The sequence below is a fragment of the Geodermatophilus sp. FMUSA9-8 genome (assembly GCF_037034165.1).
Lineage (GTDB): Bacteria > Actinomycetota > Actinomycetes > Mycobacteriales > Geodermatophilaceae > Geodermatophilus > Geodermatophilus nigrescens.
This window is the reverse complement of record NZ_JBAGKE010000002.1, coordinates 244,175-261,676: the sequence shown is the minus strand read 5'-3', so window position 1 is coordinate 261,676 and position 17,502 is coordinate 244,175. Positions and strand designations below refer to the sequence as shown.

The window sequence follows — 17,502 nt, the reverse complement described above, 5'->3', positions numbered from 1 at the left end:
TTCCGGGTGCGCCGCCCCGAAGGCGGCGCACCCGGACCTCACACGCCCTTGGGATGCCAGACCGTCTTGGTCTCCAGGAACGGCGTCATCCGGGAGGTGCCGGGGTCGGCGGTCCAGTCCGGCTCCTCGGCGGGCGGGCGCACGACCCGCTTGATGCTCCCGGCGGCCAGCCGCTCGAGCTCCAGCGCCCGGTCGGCCGGGGCGCCGGTGAGGTCGATGGCGTCGACGTCGTCGTGCTCGGCCAGCCACGGGCCGATCTCGCCGGCGTCGCCGGTGAGCAGGTTGACCACCCCGCCCGGGACGTCGCTGGTGGCCAGCACCTCGCCGAGGGTCACGGCCGGCAGCGGCCGCCGGTGGGAGGTCACGACGACGGCGGCGTTGCCGCCGGCCAGCACCGGCGCGAGCACGCTGACCAGGCCGAGCAGCGAGGACCGCTGCGGCGCCAGCACCGCCACGACGCCGGTGGGCTCGGGCAGCGAGAAGTCGAAGAACGGCCCGGCGACCGGGTTCGCGCTGCCGAGGACGGCGGCGAGCTTGTCGGTCCACCCGGCGTACCAGACCCACCGGTCGATGGCGGCGTCCACGACGGCCCGCGCCCGCCCCGAGGACACGCCCTCGCCGGCCGCCACCTCCTCGCAGAACTGCGCGTGCCGGCCCTCCATCACCTCGGCCACCCGGTAGAGCACCTGGCCGCGGTTGTAGGCGGTGGCGCGCGACCACTTCCCGAACGCGCCGCGGGCGGCGACGACGGCGTCGCGGGCGTCCTTGCGGGAGGCCCACGCGGCGTTGGCGAGGAACGCCCCCCGGGCGTCGGCCACCTCGTAGGTGCGGCCGGACTCCGAGCGGGGGAAGGCCCCGTTCACGTACAGCTTGTAGGTCTTGCGGACGGCGAGCCGGTCCGACATCAGTGCGAGGCCCCCTTCAGGTAGGCGGCCAGCCCGTGCCGGCCGCCCTCCCGGCCGTAGCCGGACTGCTTGTAGCCGCCGAAGGGCGACGTCGGGTCGAACTGGTTGAAGGTGTTGGCCCACACCACGCCGGCGCGCAGCCGGTCGGCGATCGCCAGGATCCGCGAGCCCTTCTCCGTCCAGATGCCGGCCGAGAGCCCGTAGGTGGTGTTGTTGGCCTTGGCCACCGCCTCGTCGGGCGTGCGGAAGGTCATCACGCTGAGCACCGGCCCGAACACCTCGTCGCGGGCGATCCGGTGGGCGGGGGAGACGCCGGTGAACACCGTCGGCGGGAACCAGAAGCCGCGGTCGGGCAGGTCGCAGGCCGGCTGCCAGCGGTGCGCGCCCTCGGCCTCGCCGACGTCGGACAGCTCCCGGATGCGGGCGAGCTGCTCGGCGGAGTTGATCGCGCCGATGTCGGTGTTCTTGTCCAGCGGGTCGCCCACGCGCAGCGTGCCGATCCGCCGCTGCAGCGAGGCGATCACCTCGTCGTGCACCGACTCCTGCACCAGCAGCCGCGAGCCCGCGCAGCAGACGTGGCCCTGGTTGAAGAAGATGCCGCGCACGATGCCCTCGACGGCCTGGTCGATCGGGGCGTCGTCGAAGACGATGTTCGCCGCCTTGCCGCCCAGCTCCAGCGTGAGCACCTTGCGGGTGCCGGCGACGGCGCGGGCGATCGAGCGGCCCACCTCGGTGGAGCCGGTGAAGGCGACCTTGTCGACGTCGTCGTGCTCGACCACCGCGCGGCCGGTGTCGCCGGCGCCGGTGACGACGTTGACCACGCCCGGGGGCAGGTCGGCCTGGCGGCACACCTCGGCGAACAGCAGCGCCGTCAGCGGTGTCGTCTCCGCGGGCTTGAGGACGACGGTGTTGCCGGTGGCCAGCGCCGGCGCGACCTTCCACGCCAGCATCAGCAGCGGGAAGTTCCACGGGATGACCTGGCCGGCCACGCCGTGCGGGCGCGGGTCGGGGCCGAGGCCCGCGTGGGCCAGCTTGTCGGCCCAGCCCGCGTGGTAGAAGAAGTGCGCCGCGGCCAGGGGCACGTCGACGTCGCGGGACTCGCGGATCGGCTTGCCGTTGTCCAGCGACTCCAGGACGGCGAACTCCCGCGCCCGCTCCTGCAGGATCCGCGCGATCCGGAACAGGTACTTGCCGCGGTCGGCGGGGCGCATCGGCCCCCACACGCGGGTGAACGCCCGGCGCGCGGCCCGCACGGCGCGGTCGACGTCGGCCTCGGTGCCCACCGCGATCTCGCTGAGCACCTCCTCGGTGGCCGGGTTGACGGTCTTCATCGTCTCGCCGGAGCCGTCGACGAACTCGCCGTCGACGAACAGGCCGTAGGAGGGCCGGATGTCGACGATCGAGCGCGACTCGGGTGCGGGGGCGTACTCGAACAGGGGGCCCGGCTGGGCGGGTGCAGTCATCAGTCGACGCTCACGTGGTCGGGGCCGGAGTAGTGGCCGGTGCGCAGCTTCTGCCGCTGCAGGAGCAGGTCGTTGAGGAGGCTGGAGGCGCCGAAGCGGAACCAGTCGGGGGACAGCCAGTCGGCACCGACGGTCTCGTTGACCATCACCAGGTGCTTGACGGCGTCCTTGGTGGTGCGGATGCCGCCGGCGGGCTTGACGCCGACCTGGGTGCCGGTGGCGGCGCGGAAGTCGCGGACCGCCTCGAGCATCACCAGGCAGACCGGCAGCGTGGCCGCGGGCGAGATCTTCCCGGTGGAGGTCTTGATGAAGTCGCCGCCGGCGAGCATCGCCAGCCAGGAGGCGCGGCGCGCGTTGTCGAGGGTGACCAGCTCGCCGGTCTCGAGGATGACCTTGAGGTGGGCGCTGCCGCACGCCTCCTTGACGGCGACGATCTCCTCGAACACCTCGAGGTAGCGGCCGGCGAGGAACGCGCCGCGGTCGATGACCATGTCGATCTCGTCGGCGCCGTTCGCCACGGCGTCGCGGACGTCGGCGAGCTTGACCTCCCGGCTCGCCCGCCCGCTCGGGAACGCGGTGGCCACGGCGGCGACGTGGATGCCCGTGCCGGCCAGCGCCTCCCGCGCGACGCCGGCGAGGTCGCCGTAGACGCAGACGGCGGCCACCGGCGGGGCGGTGGGGTCGGTCGGGTCGGGCCGGCGGGCCTTCGCGGCGAGGCTGCGCACCTTGCCCGGGGTGTCGGCGCCCTCGAGCGTGGTGAGGTCGACCATCGCGATGGCGGTGTCGATCGCCCACGCCTTGGCGGTGGTCTTGATCGAGCGGGTGCCGAGCGTGGCGGCGCGCTGCTCCGCGCCGACCTGGTCGACGCCGGGCAGCCCGTGCAGGAAGGCGCGGAGGGCGGCGTCGGACCGGGTCACGTCGTCGAACGCCGCTCCGGACCCGGGGGCGGGCCGGGTCCCGGCCGCGAGCGTCCCGGGGTCGAGCACGTGGGTCATGCGCCCATCCTCCCAGTGCGGCGGGCCGCCCCGGGAGCGCGGTTCCCCCGTGCGGGGAGCTCGGCGCAGGTGACAGGCGTGGCAGCGTGGGCACGTGGCGACGACGGCGCGACCGACAGTGCTGACCTGGACGACGGTCGCGCCGGTCGCGGCGCTGGTCGTGCTCGCGTTCGTGTGGGGCACCGAGCCCGGCCCGGTGCCGGTCGCGGTGGTCGCCGTCGCGCTGGTGGCCGCGGTGCTCGCCGCCGTGCACCACGCCGAGGTGGTCGCGCACCGGGTGGGGGAGCCCTTCGGGTCGCTGGTGCTCGCGGTGGCGGTGACGGTGATCGAGGTCGGCCTGATCGTCACGCTGATGGTCTCCGGTGGCCCCGAGACCGCCTCGCTCGCCCGCGACACCGTCTTCGCCGCCGTGATGGTCACCTGCAACGGCATCGTCGGGCTGTCGCTGCTGCTGGGCGCGCTGCGCCGCGACGTCGTCTCCTTCAACCGCGAGGGCTCCGGCGCGGCGCTGGCCACCGTCCTGGCGCTGGCGGTCATGACGCTCGTGCTGCCCACGTTCACCACCAGCCGGCCGGGCCCGGAGTTCTCCCCTCCGCAGCTGGTCTTCGCCGCGCTGGCCTCGCTCGTGCTGTACGGGGCGTTCGTGGTGACCCAGACCGTGCGGCACCGCGGGTTCTTCCTCCCCGTCGTGGAGGACGACGACACCGACGACGACCGCGAGCACGCGGACCCGCCGACGGGCCGCACCGCGCTGGCCAGCCTCGGGCTGCTGCTCGCGGCGCTCGTGGCGGTGGTCGGGCTGGCCAAGGTGGCCTCCCCGGCGATCGAGTCCGGGGTGGCCGCCGTCGGGTTCCCGCAGTCCTTCGTGGGCGTGGTCATCGCCCTGGTCGTGCTGGCGCCCGAGACGCTGGCCGCGGCCAACGCGGCGCGGCGCAACCGACTGCAGACCAGCCTGAACCTCGCGTTCGGATCGGCGATGGCCAGCATCGGGCTGACCATCCCGGTGATCGCGGTGGCCACCATCTGGCTCGACGGGCCGCTGCTGCTCGGGCTCGGGCCCACCCAGCTGGTCCTGCTGGCGGTCACCGTCGGCGTCGCGGTCCTGACCGTGGTGCCCGGGCGGGCCACCCGGCTGCAGGGGGTCGTGCACCTGGTGCTGCTGGCCGGCTTCCTGTTCCTCGCCGTCGCCCCCTGAGCGCGACCGATACGGTGGCGCCCGTGCAGCTGACCGTCGTCGACCACCCGCTCGCCCGGGCCCGGCTCTCGCGCATGCGCGACGAGCGGACCGACAACGCCGCCTTCCGGGCGGCGCTGCGGGAGCTGACCCAGATGCTGGTCTACGAGGCCACCCGTGACCTCGAGGTGGCCGAGGAGCCGATCACCACCCCGGTCACCGAGACCACCGGCTACCGGCTGGCGTCGCCGCCGCTGATCGTGCCGGTGCTGCGCGCGGGCCTCGGGATGGCCGACACCGCGCACGGGATGCTGCCCGAGTCGCAGATGGGCTTCGTGGGCCTGGCCCGCAACGAGCAGACCTTCCAGCCCGAGGCCTACATGGCCTCGCTGCCGGAGTCGCTGGTCGGCCGGCACGTGTTCGTCCTCGACCCGATGCTGGCCACCGGCGGCTCGCTCGTGCACTGCTGCACGCTGCTCACCGATCGCGGCGCCACCGAGATCACCGTGCTGTGCACGCTCGCCGCCCCGGCCGGCCTGGAGCGGCTGGAGCAGAGCGGGCTCCCGCTGCGGGTGTTCACCGCCAGCGTCGACGAGGGCCTCAACGACCAGGCCTACATCGTCCCCGGCCTCGGCGACGCCGGCGACCGCCAGTTCGGCGCCGTCTGACCATGCGGTTCGCCGTCCTGGGCACCGGTCACTGGGCCCGCACCGTCCACGCCGCCGCGATCGCGGCGCACCCCACCGCCGAGCTCGCCGGCATCTGGGGCCGCGACGCGGAGAAGGCCGCCGCCGTCGGCGCCGAGTTCGACGTCCCCGGCACCTCCGACCTCGCCGCGCTGCTCGAGCAGGTCGACGCCGTCGCCGTCGCCGTGCCGCCCGACGTCCAGGTGCCGCTGGCCGAGCAGGCCGCGGCCGCGGGCCGGCACCTGCTGCTGGAGAAGCCGATCGGGCTCACCACGGCCGACGCCGACCGGGTGGTGACCGCGGTCCGCTCGGCCGGCGTCGCCTCGGTCGTGTTCTTCACCTTCCGCTTCCAGGCCGCGACGACGACCTGGCTCGGGCAGGCCGCGCGCACCCGGCTCGCGGGCGGCGCCGCGTCGTGGCTGAGCGCCCTGGCCGGCAGCCCCTTCGACTCCGCCTGGCGCCGCGAGCACGGCGCGCTGTGGGACATCGGCCCGCACGCGCTGTCGCTGCTGGTGCCGGCGCTGGGGCCGGTGACGTCGGTGCAGGCCGGCGCCGGTGCCGGCGACACCGTGCACCTGGTGCTGCAGCACGCGACGCCGGGCGTCGCCTCCACCGTCACGCTGTCGCACACCGTGGCGCCGCTGGCCACCGGCATCGAGTTCTCCGTGCACGGCGACGCCGGCCGGCTGGTGCTGCTGCCCGACACCGAGAGCGCCGTCGAGTCGCTGTCCGCGGCGGTCGACCAGCTGCAGGCCGCGGCGCTCACCAGCGGCGACCACCCGTGCGACGTCGGCTTCGGCCGCGACGTCGTCGTGGTGCTCGAGACCGCCGAGCGGGCACTCGCGTCGGGCTGCCGGGAGCTCGTCCCGACCGCCTAGCGGCCCGCTTGCGGCGGGGGTGCAGCCGCGCCCAACCGCGGGCCAAGCGGCCGCCGCCATCGTCTCCCTCGACGACAGGGAGCCCCGGGCACCGGGGCCGGACAGGGAGACACCTCCATGAGCGAGCACGGCTACAACGGCTACGGCTACGACGGCCACGGGAACGGCCACGGCTCCCGCCCGCCGGCGTACCAGGACCAGGGCAGCTGGTACGTCCGCCGGGGCCGCATCGACCGGCGCACCTACTGGCTGCACTACGCGCTGCCGCTGTGGGCGGCGAGCATCGCGGCGATCGCCGCGGACATCGCGCTCGGCCTGGCCTGGTACACGACGAGCTACCAGTCCTACGGCTACGACTACTACAGCGCCGACGTCAGCTTCTCCGGCGGGCCGATCATGCTGCTGGTCTCGCTGGCCCTGTTCGCGCCGTCGATCAGCGCGGCGGTCACCCGGCTGCACGACACCGGCCGGTCCGGCTGGTTCCTGCTGTGGGGCCTGGTGCCGATCGCCGGCCCGATCGTGCTGTTCGTCGTGGTCGGCTGCCTGCCCGGCGAGCCGCGCGCCAACCGGTACGGCGGCGCCGGCGGCGCCCGCCCGGCGCGGCGGGAGCCCCTGCTCGCGAACAGGTGAAACCGGTTGACCCCGTCGGCCAGCCTGGAGAGGTGCGACTCACCTTCTCCCGGCTGGCCGACCGGCGTCCGGTGGAGACCGTCGTCGAGCGCGACGACGGCGTGGTCTTCGCGATGCGCGGCGCCGGCGGGGGCGCGGACCTGCCGCACGACCTGGTGCACGCGCTGGTGGAGACCGAGCTCGGGATGGCCGACGGGATCTGGGGCTGCGTGGCCGACGGCGTCGTCTGGGGCAGCATGCGGCACGTCAGCGGCCGCCAGCCGCCCCACGCGGCCGAGCGCTCGGCGCGGCTCAAGCGGGAGCGGGCCGCGGCGATACAGCGGGCCGAGGGGGTGGCCGACCTGGTGGCTCGCAGCGCCCGCGGCGCGCCGGTGCTGCCCGGCGAGGCCGCGGGGCTGGGCCTGCCGCCGGAGCGGCTCACCGCCGCGGCGGACGCGCTGGCCGACGCCGGGCGGCGCTGGCGGGCGCTGCCGGTGGGGGAGACCTGGACGCTGGACTGGCGCGCGCCGGTCAGCAGCCGAGGGCGTCCGCCAGCTCCTCCAGCGAGCCGACCGAGAGGTCGGCGGCGGGGTCGCTGACCGGCGGCACCGGGTCGCCGCCGAACTCGGCGGGCCGGTGCACGTACGCCGTCCGCAGGCCCCGCCCGCGGGCGGCCGCGAGGTCGTCGACGTGCGCGGCCACCAGGCACACCCGCGACGGCGGCAGCGCCAGCAGCCGCGGCGCGGAGTCGTACACCTCCGGGTCGGGCTTGTAGCGGCCGACGACCTCCGCGCCGAGCACCGTGTCCCACGGCAGCCCGCCGCGCCGGGCCAGGTCCACCTGCAGCCGGACGCCGCCGTTGGACGGCGGCGCGAGCAGGTGCCGGCGGCGCAGCCGGGCGAGCCCGGGCGCGGAGTCCGGCCACGGGTCGAGCCGGTGCCAGGCCAGCACGAGCTCGCCGGCGACGTCGTCGGGGACCGGGCCGGCGCCCACCGCGGCGAGCGCCGCCGGCAGCGACTCCCGGTGCAACGTGTCCAGCGGCACGAACGGGCGCCGGCCGGAGCGCACCTCCTCCATCGAGGGCTGGTAGCGCGCCCGCCAGGCATCGGCGAACGCGGCCGCGTCGACGTCCGGCCCGAGCAGCCGCGCCGCCTCGCGGGCGACCCCGCCGCGCCAGTCGACGACGGTGCCGAAGACGTCGAGGACCAGCGCGGCGGCGTCCACGGCTAGAGCCCCAGCGCGTGCGCCATCTCGCCGCGCAGCTGGTCGAGCTCGTCCTCGCCGCGGCCGCGGGCGGCGATGATCCCGGCGTCGTCGTGCACCGGCACCACCGTCTCCAGGTAGGCCTTGAGCTTCGGCTCGGTGCCGCTGGGCCGCACGATCACGCGGACGCCGTCGCCGAGCAGCCGGACGGCGTCGACGGGCGGGTCCTCGGCCAGCAGGTCGGTGGCGGTGACCGGCCGGCCGAGCAGCCGCTGCGGCGGGTCGGCGCGCAGCCGCTCCATCGCGCCGGAGATGAGCGAGAGGTCCTCGACCCGCACCGCCAGCTGGCCGGTGGCGAACAGCCCGTGCTCGCGGGCCAGCTCGTCGAGCCGGTCGACCAGCGTGCGCCCGCTGGCCTTGAGCTCCGCGGCCAGCAGGGCGACGGCGAGGGCCGCGGAGATGCCGTCCTTGTCGCGCGCGACGTCGGGGGTGACCGCGTAGCCGAGCGCCTCCTCGTAGCCGAACACCAGTGGCTCGGCGTCGGTGCCCGCCCGGATGATCCACTTGAAGCCGGTCGGCGTCTCGGCGGACCGGACGCCGTGCGCCTGCGCCAGCGCGTGCATCAGCGAGCCGCTGACCAGCGAGGACGCGTACGTCCCCCGCACGCCGCGGCGCAGCAGCCAGTCCGCGAGCAGCGCCCCGACCTCGTCACCGGTGAGCTGGCGGCCGTCGACCACCACCGAGCAGCGGTCGGCGTCGGGGTCCTCCGCGATGCCGACGGTGGCGCCCACGCGGGAGGACAGGTCCTGCAGCAGGTCGACCGCGCCGGGCTCCTCCGGGTTGGGGAAGGCGACGGTCGGGAACGCCGGGTCCGGCGCGTCCTGCTCGGGCACGCTCACCAGGGGCCCGAACCCGGCGGCGGCGAAGACCGCCCTCGTGGTGGCCGCGCCGACGCCATGCATCGCGGTGTAGGCCACCGTCACGCCCTGCCGCACGATCGCCGGCACCTGCGCCGGGTCGAGCGCCGACACCACCGCCGTCACGTACCCGGCCTCCACCTCGTCGCCGAGGGTCGTCCAGCCGTCGGCGGTGGGCACCTCGCGGGCCGGGCCGACCGCGGCGATCGCGGCCTCGATCTCCCGGTCGGCCGGCGGGACGAGCTGGGCGCCGTCGGCGAGGTAGACCTTGTAGCCGTTGTCCTCCGGCGGGTTGTGGCTGGCGGTGACCATCACGCCGGCCACGCAGCCCAGGGAGCGGACCGCCGAGGACAGCACCGGGGTGGGCAGCGGCCGGGGCAGCACGGACACGGCGAAGCCGGCGGCGGTGAGCACCGCGGCGGTGACCCGGGCGAACTCGTCGGAGCGGCGGCGCGCGTCGAACCCGACGACGACGCCGCCGCCCGCGTGCCCGTGCGCCGTCAGCCAGGCGCCCAGCCCCGCGGCGGCCCGGGTGACGACGGCGGCGTTCATGCCGGCGGGCCCGGCGCGCAGCGGGCCGCGCAGCCCGGCGGTGCCGAAGGTCAGCGGCCCGGCGAAGCGGCGCTCGAGCTCGGCGGTGTCCCCGGCCGCGACCAGGGACTCGATCTCGGCGCGGTCGCCGTCGTGCGGGTCGGCGGCCGCCCAGGCCCGTGCCTGCTCGAGCAGGGTCACGGCAGCCGGCCGATGAGCTCGACGAGGGTCCGGCCCAGCCGGCCCGCGGCGGCGCGGCCGGCGGCGAGCACCTCGGCGTGGTCGAGCTTCTCGCCGGTGATGCCGGCCGCGGCGTTGGTGACCATCGACAGCCCCAGCACCTCCGCCCCGGCGGCGCGCGCGGCGATCGCCTCCAGCCCGGTGGACATACCGACGAGGTCGGCGCCGAGCGTGCGCAGCATGCGGATCTCGGCCGGCGTCTCGTAGTGCGGGCCGGGCAGCTGGGCGTACACGCCCTCGGTGAGCTCGGGGTCGATCTCGCGGGCCAGCGCGCGCAGGCGGGAGGAGTAGAGGTCGGTGAGGTCGACGAAGTCGGCGCCGACCAGCGGCGAGCGGGCGGTCAGGTTGAGGTGGTCGCTGATCAGCACGGCCTGGCCCACCCGGTGCTGCGGGTCCAGTCCACCGGCGGCGTTGGTCAGCACGACGGTGCGCACGCCGGCCGCAGCCGCGGTGCGCACGCCGTGCACGACGGGCTCGACGCCGCGGCCCTCGTAGAGGTGGGTGCGGCCGAGGAACAGCAGCACCCGCCGCTCGCCGACGCGGATCGACCGGACCTCCCCGCCGTGGCCCTGCGCGGTCGGTACGGCGAAGCCAGGCAGCTCCGACATGCCGACGAAGCCGTCCGGGGCTCCGAACGCATCGGCCGCAGGTGCCCAGCCGGAGCCCATGACGACGGCGACGTCGTGCCGGCCACCGAGCGCGTGCTCGAGGTCGTCGGCCGCCATCCGGGCGAGAGTGGTCGGATCAGGACGCGTGGGGCGCTCGCTCACCCGGCGACGCTAACCCAGCCCGCCGGGGCGGTCGCGGGCTCCGGGACGGCGCACCCGCCCCATCCGTCCCGCGGAGGGCGTGTCGCCGACTCCCCGGGAGACCCGTCCGCACCATGGCCGCGTGCAGACCTCGCAGATCGACGGCGTGCCGGTCTTCTCCGCCCCCGGGCCGCGGCGCACCACGCTCGTGCTGGTGTTCGGGGTGGGCGTCCAGGACGAGACCTACCAGACCCGGGAGCTCACCCACCTGGTCGAGCACCTGGTCATGGGGTCGCTGCCCAAGCGCAACATCCAGTGCAACGCGACGACGACGGTCGACACCACGTCCTTCTACGCGACCGGCCGCCCCGAGGCGGTCCGCGAGTTCGTCGAGGGCGTGTGCGCGGCGGTGTCGGACCTGTCGCTGCAGCGGGCCGACGCCGAGATCGGCGTGCTGCAGGCCGAGGACTGCTCGAGCTCCGGCGGCGGGCTGGTCGAGAGCCTGTGGGCGGCCCGCTACGGCCTGACCGGCCCGGGCGTCGCGTTCGCCGGCGGGCCCGGCCCGCAGTTCCTGCCCGACGAGGTGATCCGTGCGCACGCGGCGGCGTGGTTCGTCCGCGGCAACGCGGCGCTGGTCTGCCACGGCGAGCTGCCCGAGGGCCTGCGCCTGCCGCTGCCCGACCGGCCGGCCCCGCCGCACCGCCCCGCGGTGCCCCGCCACCAGGCCGCCGCCGCGTGGACGAGGTCGTGGACGCCGGGCGTCGGGCTGCAGCTGTCGGCCACCGGCCCGTGGGACCCGGCGCTGCGCATTGCCGCCGACGTGCTGCGCGAGCGGGTGCAGGACGTCGCCCGCACCGAGCGCGGCCTGAGCTACTCCGCTGAGGTCGTGACCCACGACGTCGCCCCCGACCGCCGCGAGGTCGCCGTCGTCGTCGACGCCCGGGAGGGCCGGGAGGGCGCGGTCGCGGAGATCCTCTGGACGCAGTTCCAGGACCTCTGCCGCACCGGCCCGGGCGCGGCCGAGCTCGCGCACGCCCGCGAGGGCCTCGAGGAGGCGCTCGACGCCGCGGACGAGGACGAGCTCGTCCGCTCCGACCTGATGGACGCCGCCGTCTCGGCCGTCACCGGCATCCCCGCGCTGCCGCTGGCCGCGTGGATGGAGGCGTGCACCGCGGTCACCGCGCCGCAGGCGCAGGCGGCGCTCGAGCGGGTGCGCCGCAGCGCGCTGCTGCAGGTGCCCGAGTGGTCGGACTTCGCCGGCCTGCCCGGCCTGCAGCGCTGGCTGATCTGCGGCCTGACCCGCGAGGCGGTGCCCGGCCGCACCATCCGGCCGCCGCTGGCCCAGCGGGTGCTCGGCCGCGCCGGCAACCGCGCGATCGTCCTGGGCGACCAGGGCATCGCCCACCGCGACCCCGACGGCGACGTGCACGCCATCGCCTGGTCGCAGGTGGAGAACGTCTTCCCGATCCTCGACGACGGCGGCGTCGTGGTCGTCGGCGGCAACATGTGCCTGGTGCCGGTGGAGAGGGCGGTCTTCGGGCAGCGCGCCGTCGACCAGGTCAGCGCCCGGCTCCGCGAGGTCGTGCACCCACAACGCTGGTCGGCGCCGCGGCCGGGGACCGTCGTCCCCGTCGGCTGACACCGGGCGGCCGGTCACCCGGGGCACGCCGGGCGGTCACCCGGCGGCCACCGGCGCGTCACCGGGGGCGGCTTGGGTCGGCGGGACCCCTCCGCCGGACCCCGAGGACCCCCGTGACGCGCTCGTCTCTCCGCCTCCGCACCGCCGCCCCGCTGGCGCTGCTCGCCGCCTCTGCCATCGCCGCCACGGCCGCGCCGGCCGCCGCCGCGCCCGCCCGGCCCGCGCCGGCGTTCGCCGAGCTGGCCACCGTCGACGTCGCCGGTGAGGTGGCCGAGATCCTCTCGATCACCCCCGACGGCCGCACCGTGCTCTACACCGACTCCGCGACCGGCCAGGTCGGCGTGGTCGACCTGAGCCGCCCCGAGCAGCCGCGCCAGGCCGGCGCCGTCGACGTCGGCGGGGAGCCCACCTCGGTGGCCGTCACCCGCGACGGTCGCTTCGCGCTCGCCGTCGTCGACGACACCGACGGCGCGTTCACCGCCCCGTCGGGCCGCCTCGTCGTCATCGACCTGCGCACCCTCGCCGTCGTCACGGAGAAGCCGCTCGGCGGGCAGCCGGACTCCATCGGGCTGAGCCCCGACGGCCGCTACGCCGCGATCGCCATCGAGAACCAGCGCGACGAGGAGCTCGAGGTCGGCGGCGTCGAGGGCGGGCTGCCGCAGCCGCCGGCGGGCTTCCTGTCGGTCGTGGAGCTGCAGGGCCCGCCGGCGCGCTGGACGGTCGACCGGGTGGAGCTCGCGGGCCTGCCCGGCCTGGCCTTCCCGGACGACCCGGAGCCGGAGTACGTCGACGTGGACCAGCGGAACGTGGCCGCGCTGACGCTGCAGGAGAACAACGCCGTCGCGCTGGTCGACCTGCGGCAGCGGCGCGTGGTCGGCTCCTTCTCGGCCGGCACGGTGTCGCAGCAGGCCGACACCGCCGACGACGGCACGGTCGCCTTCGACGACGCCCTCACCGCCCCGCGCGAGCCCGACGCCGTCCAGTGGACGCCCGGCGGCAACCTGCTCACCGCCGACGAGGGCGACCTCGCCGCGGAGCCCAGCGGCGGCCGCGGCTGGACGGTGTTCTCGCCGTCGGGCGCGGTCGTGTCCTCCTCGGGCACCTCGGCCGAGCAGGCGCTGGCCGACGCCGGGCGGTACCCGGACGGGCGCAGCGACGACAAGGGCGCGGAGTTCGAGGGCGCGGAGGTGGCCGCCATCCGCGGCACGACGTACGCGTTCGTCGGCTCCGAGCGCGGCGACGCCGTCCTCGTGTACGACCTGCGCGACGAGCGCCGGCCGCGGCTGCTGCAGGTGCTGCCCACCGGCGACGCCCCCGAGGGCCTGCTCGCCGTCCCGAACCGGCAGCTGTTCCTCACCAGCAACGAGGACGACGGCACGATCTCGGTGTTCGGCCTGACCCGCTGACCCACCCGTCCCAGCCGTCCCCGGCCGCGTGTCGGCCGGGGACGGCGGGACGCCGGGCACCGACGATGGCCGCGTGCAGCGGACGGTGGTCGACGGGGTGCCCGTGTTCAGCGCGGGCGGACGGGAGCGGACCACCGCCGCGCTGGTGTTCGGCGTGGGCCTGCGCGACGAGACCTTCGCGACCATCGAGGTCACCCATCTCGTCGAGCACCTGGCGATGGCCGCGCTGCCCCGCACGCACCTGCGCTGCAACGCCGTCACCGACGTCGACAGCACCTCGTTCTTCGCCACCGGCCGCCCCGAGGCGGTGCGCGCCTTCCTCGAGGCCGTGTGCCGGGCGCTGGCCGACCTGCCCATCGACCGGATCGCCGCCGAGGTCGGCGTGCTGCAGGCCGAGGGCTGCGGCTCGGCGTCCACGACGGTCAGCGCCCTGTGGGCCGCCCGCTACGGGCTGACCGGCCCCGGGCTCACCGTCTCCGCGGGGCCCGGGCCGGAGTACCTCGACGAGGACACCGTCCGCGCGCACGCCGCCCGCTGGTTCGTCCGCGGCAACGCCGCCCTGTGGTGCCACGGCCCGCTGCCGGCCGGGCTCCGCCTGCCGCTGCCCGAGGGGCCGCGTCCGGTGCGGCGGGCACCGGCGCCGCGGCCGCAGGACGGGCCGGTGTGGACCCGCACCGACGTCCCCGGGGTCGGGCTGCTGCTGGCCACCGACCGGCCCGCCGACGCCGCGCTGGCGGTGGGCGTGCAGGTGGCGGGGGAGCGGCTGCGCGAGCGGGCGCGACACGGCCGCGGGCTGTCCTACGCCGTCGACTCGCTCACCCTCGACCTCGCGCCCGACCGCCGGGAGGTCGCCCTCGTGGTCGACGCCCGCTCCGGCCGCGACGCCGAGGTCGCCGACCTGCTGTGGGCCACCTTCGCGGAGCTGTGCGCCGACGGCCCGTCCGACGGCGAGGTCGCGCACGCCGTCGCGGGGCTGGAGGCCGAGCTCGACGAGGAGGACGCCGCCGGCGCCGAGCTCGCCGACGCCGCCTACTGCGCCGCCACCGGGCTGCCGTTCCGCACCGCCGCGCAGACGCTGGCCACCTGGCGCGCGGTGACGCCGGCCGCCGTGCGGGAGGCGCTGCGCCGCGCCGAGCCGACCGCCGTCCTCGCCGTGCCCGACACGGTCGCCTGGGAGGGGCCGGCCGGGGTGGCCCGCCGGCCGCTGTGCGGCACCCTGCCCGGGCTGCCCGCCGGGACGCCGTTCCGCCCGCCGTGGCACCGGCGGCTGCTCGACCCGGCCGCGCGGGTGGCGCTGGTCCTCTCCGACGAGGGCCTGGCCCACCGCGACGCCGACGGCGACGTGCACGGGATCCCGTGGTCGCGGGTGGAGGCGCTGGTCCCCACCGCCGACGGCCGCGGCGTGACCGTGGTCGGGCGGGACCTGTGCTGCGTGCTCGTCCACCCCGACCTCTACGGCCGCCGCGCGCTCGCCGCCGTCGTCGAGCGGGTGCCCGCGGCGCTGCTGCGGCTACCCGGGGCGGCGGCCGCGGAGTTGGTCCCCGTCCCGTAGGCGCCGCCGTTCGGGGGGTGGACGGGGCCGGTCGTCCCTATCCTCATCGCGTGCAGATCCCCTTCTCCTCCTCCGAGCGCGCCAGCCTGGGCGTCGAGTGGGAGCTGCAGCTCGTCGACCGCGGGACCCGCGAGCTCACCGCCGGCGCGAACGAGATCCTCGAGGAGCTCCGCCCCGACGGCGCCGAGGAGCACCCGAAGGCCAAGCACGAGCTGCTGCAGTCGACCGTCGAGGTCATCACCGGCGTCTGCACCACCGTGGAGGAGGCCGTCGCCGACCTCGCCGGCACGGTCGCCGAGGTCGCCTCGACCGCCGACCGGCGCGGGCTGGGCCTGATGTGCGCCGGCACGCACCCGTTCACCGACTGGCAGACCCAGCTCATCTCGCCGAAGGAGCGCTACCTGCAGCTCGTCGAGCGGATGCAGTGGCTGGCCCGCCGGCTGCAGATCTTCGGCGTCCACGTGCACGTCGGCGTCCGCTCGCCGGACAAGGCGATGCCGATCGTCAACGCGCTCACCCAGTACGTGCCGCACTTCCTGGCGCTGTCGGCGTCCTCGCCGTTCTGGGTCGGCTGCGACACCGGCCTGGCCTCGGCGCGCAGCAAGGTGTTCGAGGGCATGCCCACCGCGGGGCTGCCCATCCAGCTGCCGGACTGGGCCGGTTTCGAGACCTACATGGAGACGCTCATCTCCACCGGGTCGATCGAGAGCGTCCGCGAGGTGTGGTGGGACATCCGCCCGCACCCGGGCTTCGGCACCGTCGAGCTGCGCATCTGCGACGGGCTGCCCACGCTCGAGGAGATCGGGGTGGTGGCGGCGCTGTCGCAGTGCCTGGTCGAGCAGTTCGACAACCAGCTCGACCGCGGCTACACGCTGCCGACCCCGCCGAGCTGGGTGCTCCGGGAGAACAAGTGGCGGGCTGCCCGCTGGGGCCTGGACGCCGACGTCGTCGTCGACGAGAAGGGCACCGTGCGGCCGGTCCGGCAGGCGCTGCTCGACCTCGCCGAGGACCTCGAGCCGACCGCCCGCCGGCTCGGGTGCGAGGCCGAGCTCGCGGGCGTCGAGCGGGTGCTCGCGGTGGGCGCCTCGTACCAGCGGCAGCGGGCCGCGGCGCTCGCCGCCGACGGCGACCTGCGCGCCGTCGTCGACCTGCTGCTCGCCGAGCGCGAGAACGGGCTGCCCACCTCGGGCCCGGCCACCGGCCCCGACGGCCCCGCCACCGACGGCCCCGTCCCCGGCCCGGCGGCGTGTGCCGGCGGGCACGCCGCATGACCCGGACCCCCGAGGAACTGGCCGCCGGGCTCGACGCGTGGGTGGCCGAGCGCAACGACTCCCTGGTGGGCGTGCGCCGGCACCTGCACATGCACCCCGAGCTCGCCTTCGCCGAGGTGGAGACGACGGCGTTCCTCGAGCAGCGGCTCGCAGGCGCCGGGCTGCACCCGCGGCGGCTGCCCAGCGGCACCGGGCTCGTGGTCGAGGTCGGCTCCGGACCCCCGACCGTGGTGCTGCGCGCCGACATCGACGCGCTGCCGCTGGCCGACCTCAAGGACGTCCCCTACGCGTCCACCCGCGAGGGCCGGTGCCACGCCTGCGGGCACGACGTGCACACCACCGTGCTGCTCGGCACCGCGCTCGCGCTGGCGTCGCTCGACGACCTGCCCGGCACGGTGCGCTGCGTGTTCCAGCCGGCCGAGGAGACCGTCCCCGGCGGCGCGACCCACGTGGTCGCCGCCGGCGTGCTCGACGGGGCGTCGCGGGCGTTCGCGCTGCACTGCGACCCGTCGATCCCGGTGGGCACCGTCGGCCTGCGCACCGGCTCCATCACCGCCGCCTGCGACCGCATCGACGTCACGCTGACCGGCCCCGGCGGGCACACCGCCCGCCCGCAGCTCACCGTCGACCTGGTCGACGCCCTCGGCCGGCTGGTCACCGGGCTGCCCGGGCTGCTGTCGCGCAAGGTCGACCCGCGGGCCGGGTTCTCGCTGGTGTGGGGCGCGGTCAACGCCGGGGTCGCGGCCAACGCCATCCCGCAGCGGGGCACCCTGCGGGGCACGGTGCGGGTCCTCGACCGCGACGAGTGGCAGCGCGCCGAGGGGCTGTTGCGCGGGCTGGTCGAGCAGGTGGTGGCACCCACCGGCGCGGGCGTCGAGGTGGAGTACGTGCCCGGCGTCCCGCCGGTGGTCAACGACCCGCGCGCGGTCGCCCTCCTGCGCACCGCGGCACTGCAGACCGTCGGCGCGGAGAACCTGCGGCAGTCGCCGCAGAGCATGGGCGGGGAGGACTTCGGCTGGTTCGCCGACGTCCTGCCGATCGCCCTGGCCCGCCTCGGCACGCACGGCGGCGGCGCGGCGCTGGACCTGCACCGCGGCACCTTCGACGTCGACGAGCGGGCCATCGGGGTCGGGATCCGGCTGATGGCGCGCACCGCGTTGCAGGCGCTGGCCGCCGCCGCCGGGACGTCGGGGTCGGCCGCCGGGGCACCCGCGCGGGGTCACCCCGCGCGTCCGCGGTCGGGGGAGCGACGGTAGAACACTCCTCGACTGGGAGGAGTTCGAC

The 17,502-nt window shown here is 76.3% G+C and carries 16 protein-coding genes; 10 read left to right on the top strand and 6 right to left on the bottom strand.

Features of this window, described 5'->3' with window-relative positions; genetic code table 11:
* Window positions 1-38: 38 nt before the first annotated feature.
* From WA616_RS05440 to deoC, 3 genes are read right to left on the bottom strand one after another with little or no spacing between them, the layout of a single operon-like run.
* Complete coding sequence (locus tag WA616_RS05440) at window positions 39-905, bottom strand: aldehyde dehydrogenase family protein (protein ID WP_336028007.1); 867 nt, start codon at window positions 903-905, stop codon at window positions 39-41.
* Window positions 905-2,368 carry an aldehyde dehydrogenase family protein gene (locus WA616_RS05435; protein ID WP_336028006.1) on the bottom strand — a complete coding sequence of 488 codons (1,464 nt, stop codon included), beginning with the start codon at window positions 2,366-2,368 and terminating at the stop codon, window positions 905-907. The genes WA616_RS05440 and WA616_RS05435 overlap by 1 nt, the downstream gene beginning before the upstream one ends.
* Window positions 2,368-3,363 carry a deoxyribose-phosphate aldolase gene (gene deoC / locus WA616_RS05430; RefSeq protein WP_336028004.1) on the bottom strand — a complete coding sequence of 332 codons (996 nt, stop codon included), beginning with the start codon at window positions 3,361-3,363 and terminating at the stop codon, window positions 2,368-2,370. The genes WA616_RS05435 and deoC overlap by 1 nt, the downstream gene beginning before the upstream one ends.
* A gap of 94 nt (window positions 3,364-3,457) precedes the next feature.
* On the opposite strand from deoC, the gene WA616_RS05425 reads away from it, so the two are divergent.
* From WA616_RS05425 to WA616_RS05405, 5 genes are all read left to right on the top strand, one after another.
* On the top strand, window positions 3,458-4,558 hold the full coding sequence (locus tag WA616_RS05425; protein ID WP_336028003.1) for a calcium:proton antiporter: 1,101 nt from the start codon (window positions 3,458-3,460) through the stop codon (window positions 4,556-4,558).
* 23 nt (window positions 4,559-4,581) lie between these two features.
* The gene (gene upp, locus WA616_RS05420; protein ID WP_073421961.1) at window positions 4,582-5,205 is read left to right on the top strand and encodes a uracil phosphoribosyltransferase; all 624 of its coding nucleotides are present in this window, start codon (window positions 4,582-4,584) and stop codon (window positions 5,203-5,205) included.
* Between the two features lie 2 nt (window positions 5,206-5,207).
* Window positions 5,208-6,101, top strand: coding sequence for a Gfo/Idh/MocA family protein (locus WA616_RS05415; RefSeq protein WP_336028000.1), 894 nt, complete (start codon window positions 5,208-5,210; stop codon window positions 6,099-6,101).
* A gap of 117 nt (window positions 6,102-6,218) precedes the next feature.
* A complete protein-coding gene (locus WA616_RS05410) occupies window positions 6,219-6,731 on the top strand; it encodes a DUF805 domain-containing protein (protein ID WP_336027998.1) in 513 nt (170 codons plus the stop codon).
* A gap of 32 nt (window positions 6,732-6,763) precedes the next feature.
* Complete coding sequence (locus tag WA616_RS05405) at window positions 6,764-7,309, top strand: hypothetical protein (protein ID WP_336027996.1); 546 nt, start codon at window positions 6,764-6,766, stop codon at window positions 7,307-7,309.
* Here WA616_RS05405 and WA616_RS05400 read toward each other — a convergent pair.
* From WA616_RS05400 to WA616_RS05390, 3 genes are read right to left on the bottom strand one after another with little or no spacing between them, the layout of a single operon-like run.
* A complete protein-coding gene (locus WA616_RS05400) occupies window positions 7,242-7,934 on the bottom strand; it encodes a haloacid dehalogenase type II (protein ID WP_336027994.1) in 693 nt (230 codons plus the stop codon). The genes WA616_RS05405 and WA616_RS05400 overlap by 68 nt on opposite strands.
* Before the next feature lie 2 nt (window positions 7,935-7,936).
* Window positions 7,937-9,562: a phospho-sugar mutase gene (locus tag WA616_RS05395; protein WP_336027991.1), complete on the bottom strand. Its 1,626-nt coding sequence runs from the start codon at window positions 9,560-9,562 to the stop codon at window positions 7,937-7,939.
* On the bottom strand, window positions 9,559-10,371 hold the full coding sequence (locus WA616_RS05390) for a purine-nucleoside phosphorylase (RefSeq protein WP_336027989.1): 813 nt from the start codon (window positions 10,369-10,371) through the stop codon (window positions 9,559-9,561). The genes WA616_RS05395 and WA616_RS05390 overlap by 4 nt, the downstream gene beginning before the upstream one ends.
* Before the next feature lie 121 nt (window positions 10,372-10,492).
* Between WA616_RS05390 and WA616_RS05385 the strand changes: the two genes are divergently transcribed.
* From WA616_RS05385 to WA616_RS05365, 5 genes are all read left to right on the top strand, one after another.
* Window positions 10,493-11,989: a hypothetical protein gene (locus WA616_RS05385; protein WP_336027987.1), complete on the top strand. Its 1,497-nt coding sequence runs from the start codon at window positions 10,493-10,495 to the stop codon at window positions 11,987-11,989.
* A 113-nt stretch (window positions 11,990-12,102) separates the two neighbouring features.
* Window positions 12,103-13,395, top strand: coding sequence for a hypothetical protein (locus tag WA616_RS05380; protein WP_336027985.1), 1,293 nt, complete (start codon window positions 12,103-12,105; stop codon window positions 13,393-13,395).
* Between the two features lie 73 nt (window positions 13,396-13,468).
* A complete protein-coding gene (locus tag WA616_RS05375) occupies window positions 13,469-14,947 on the top strand; it encodes an insulinase family protein (RefSeq protein ID WP_336027983.1) in 1,479 nt (492 codons plus the stop codon).
* 50 nt (window positions 14,948-14,997) lie between these two features.
* A complete protein-coding gene (locus WA616_RS05370; protein ID WP_336027981.1) occupies window positions 14,998-16,218 on the top strand; it encodes a glutamate--cysteine ligase in 1,221 nt (406 codons plus the stop codon).
* A complete protein-coding gene (locus WA616_RS05365) occupies window positions 16,215-17,474 on the top strand; it encodes an amidohydrolase (RefSeq protein ID WP_336027979.1) in 1,260 nt (419 codons plus the stop codon). Before WA616_RS05370 ends, WA616_RS05365 begins: the two co-directional genes overlap by 4 nt.
* Window positions 17,475-17,502 lie beyond the last annotated feature (28 nt).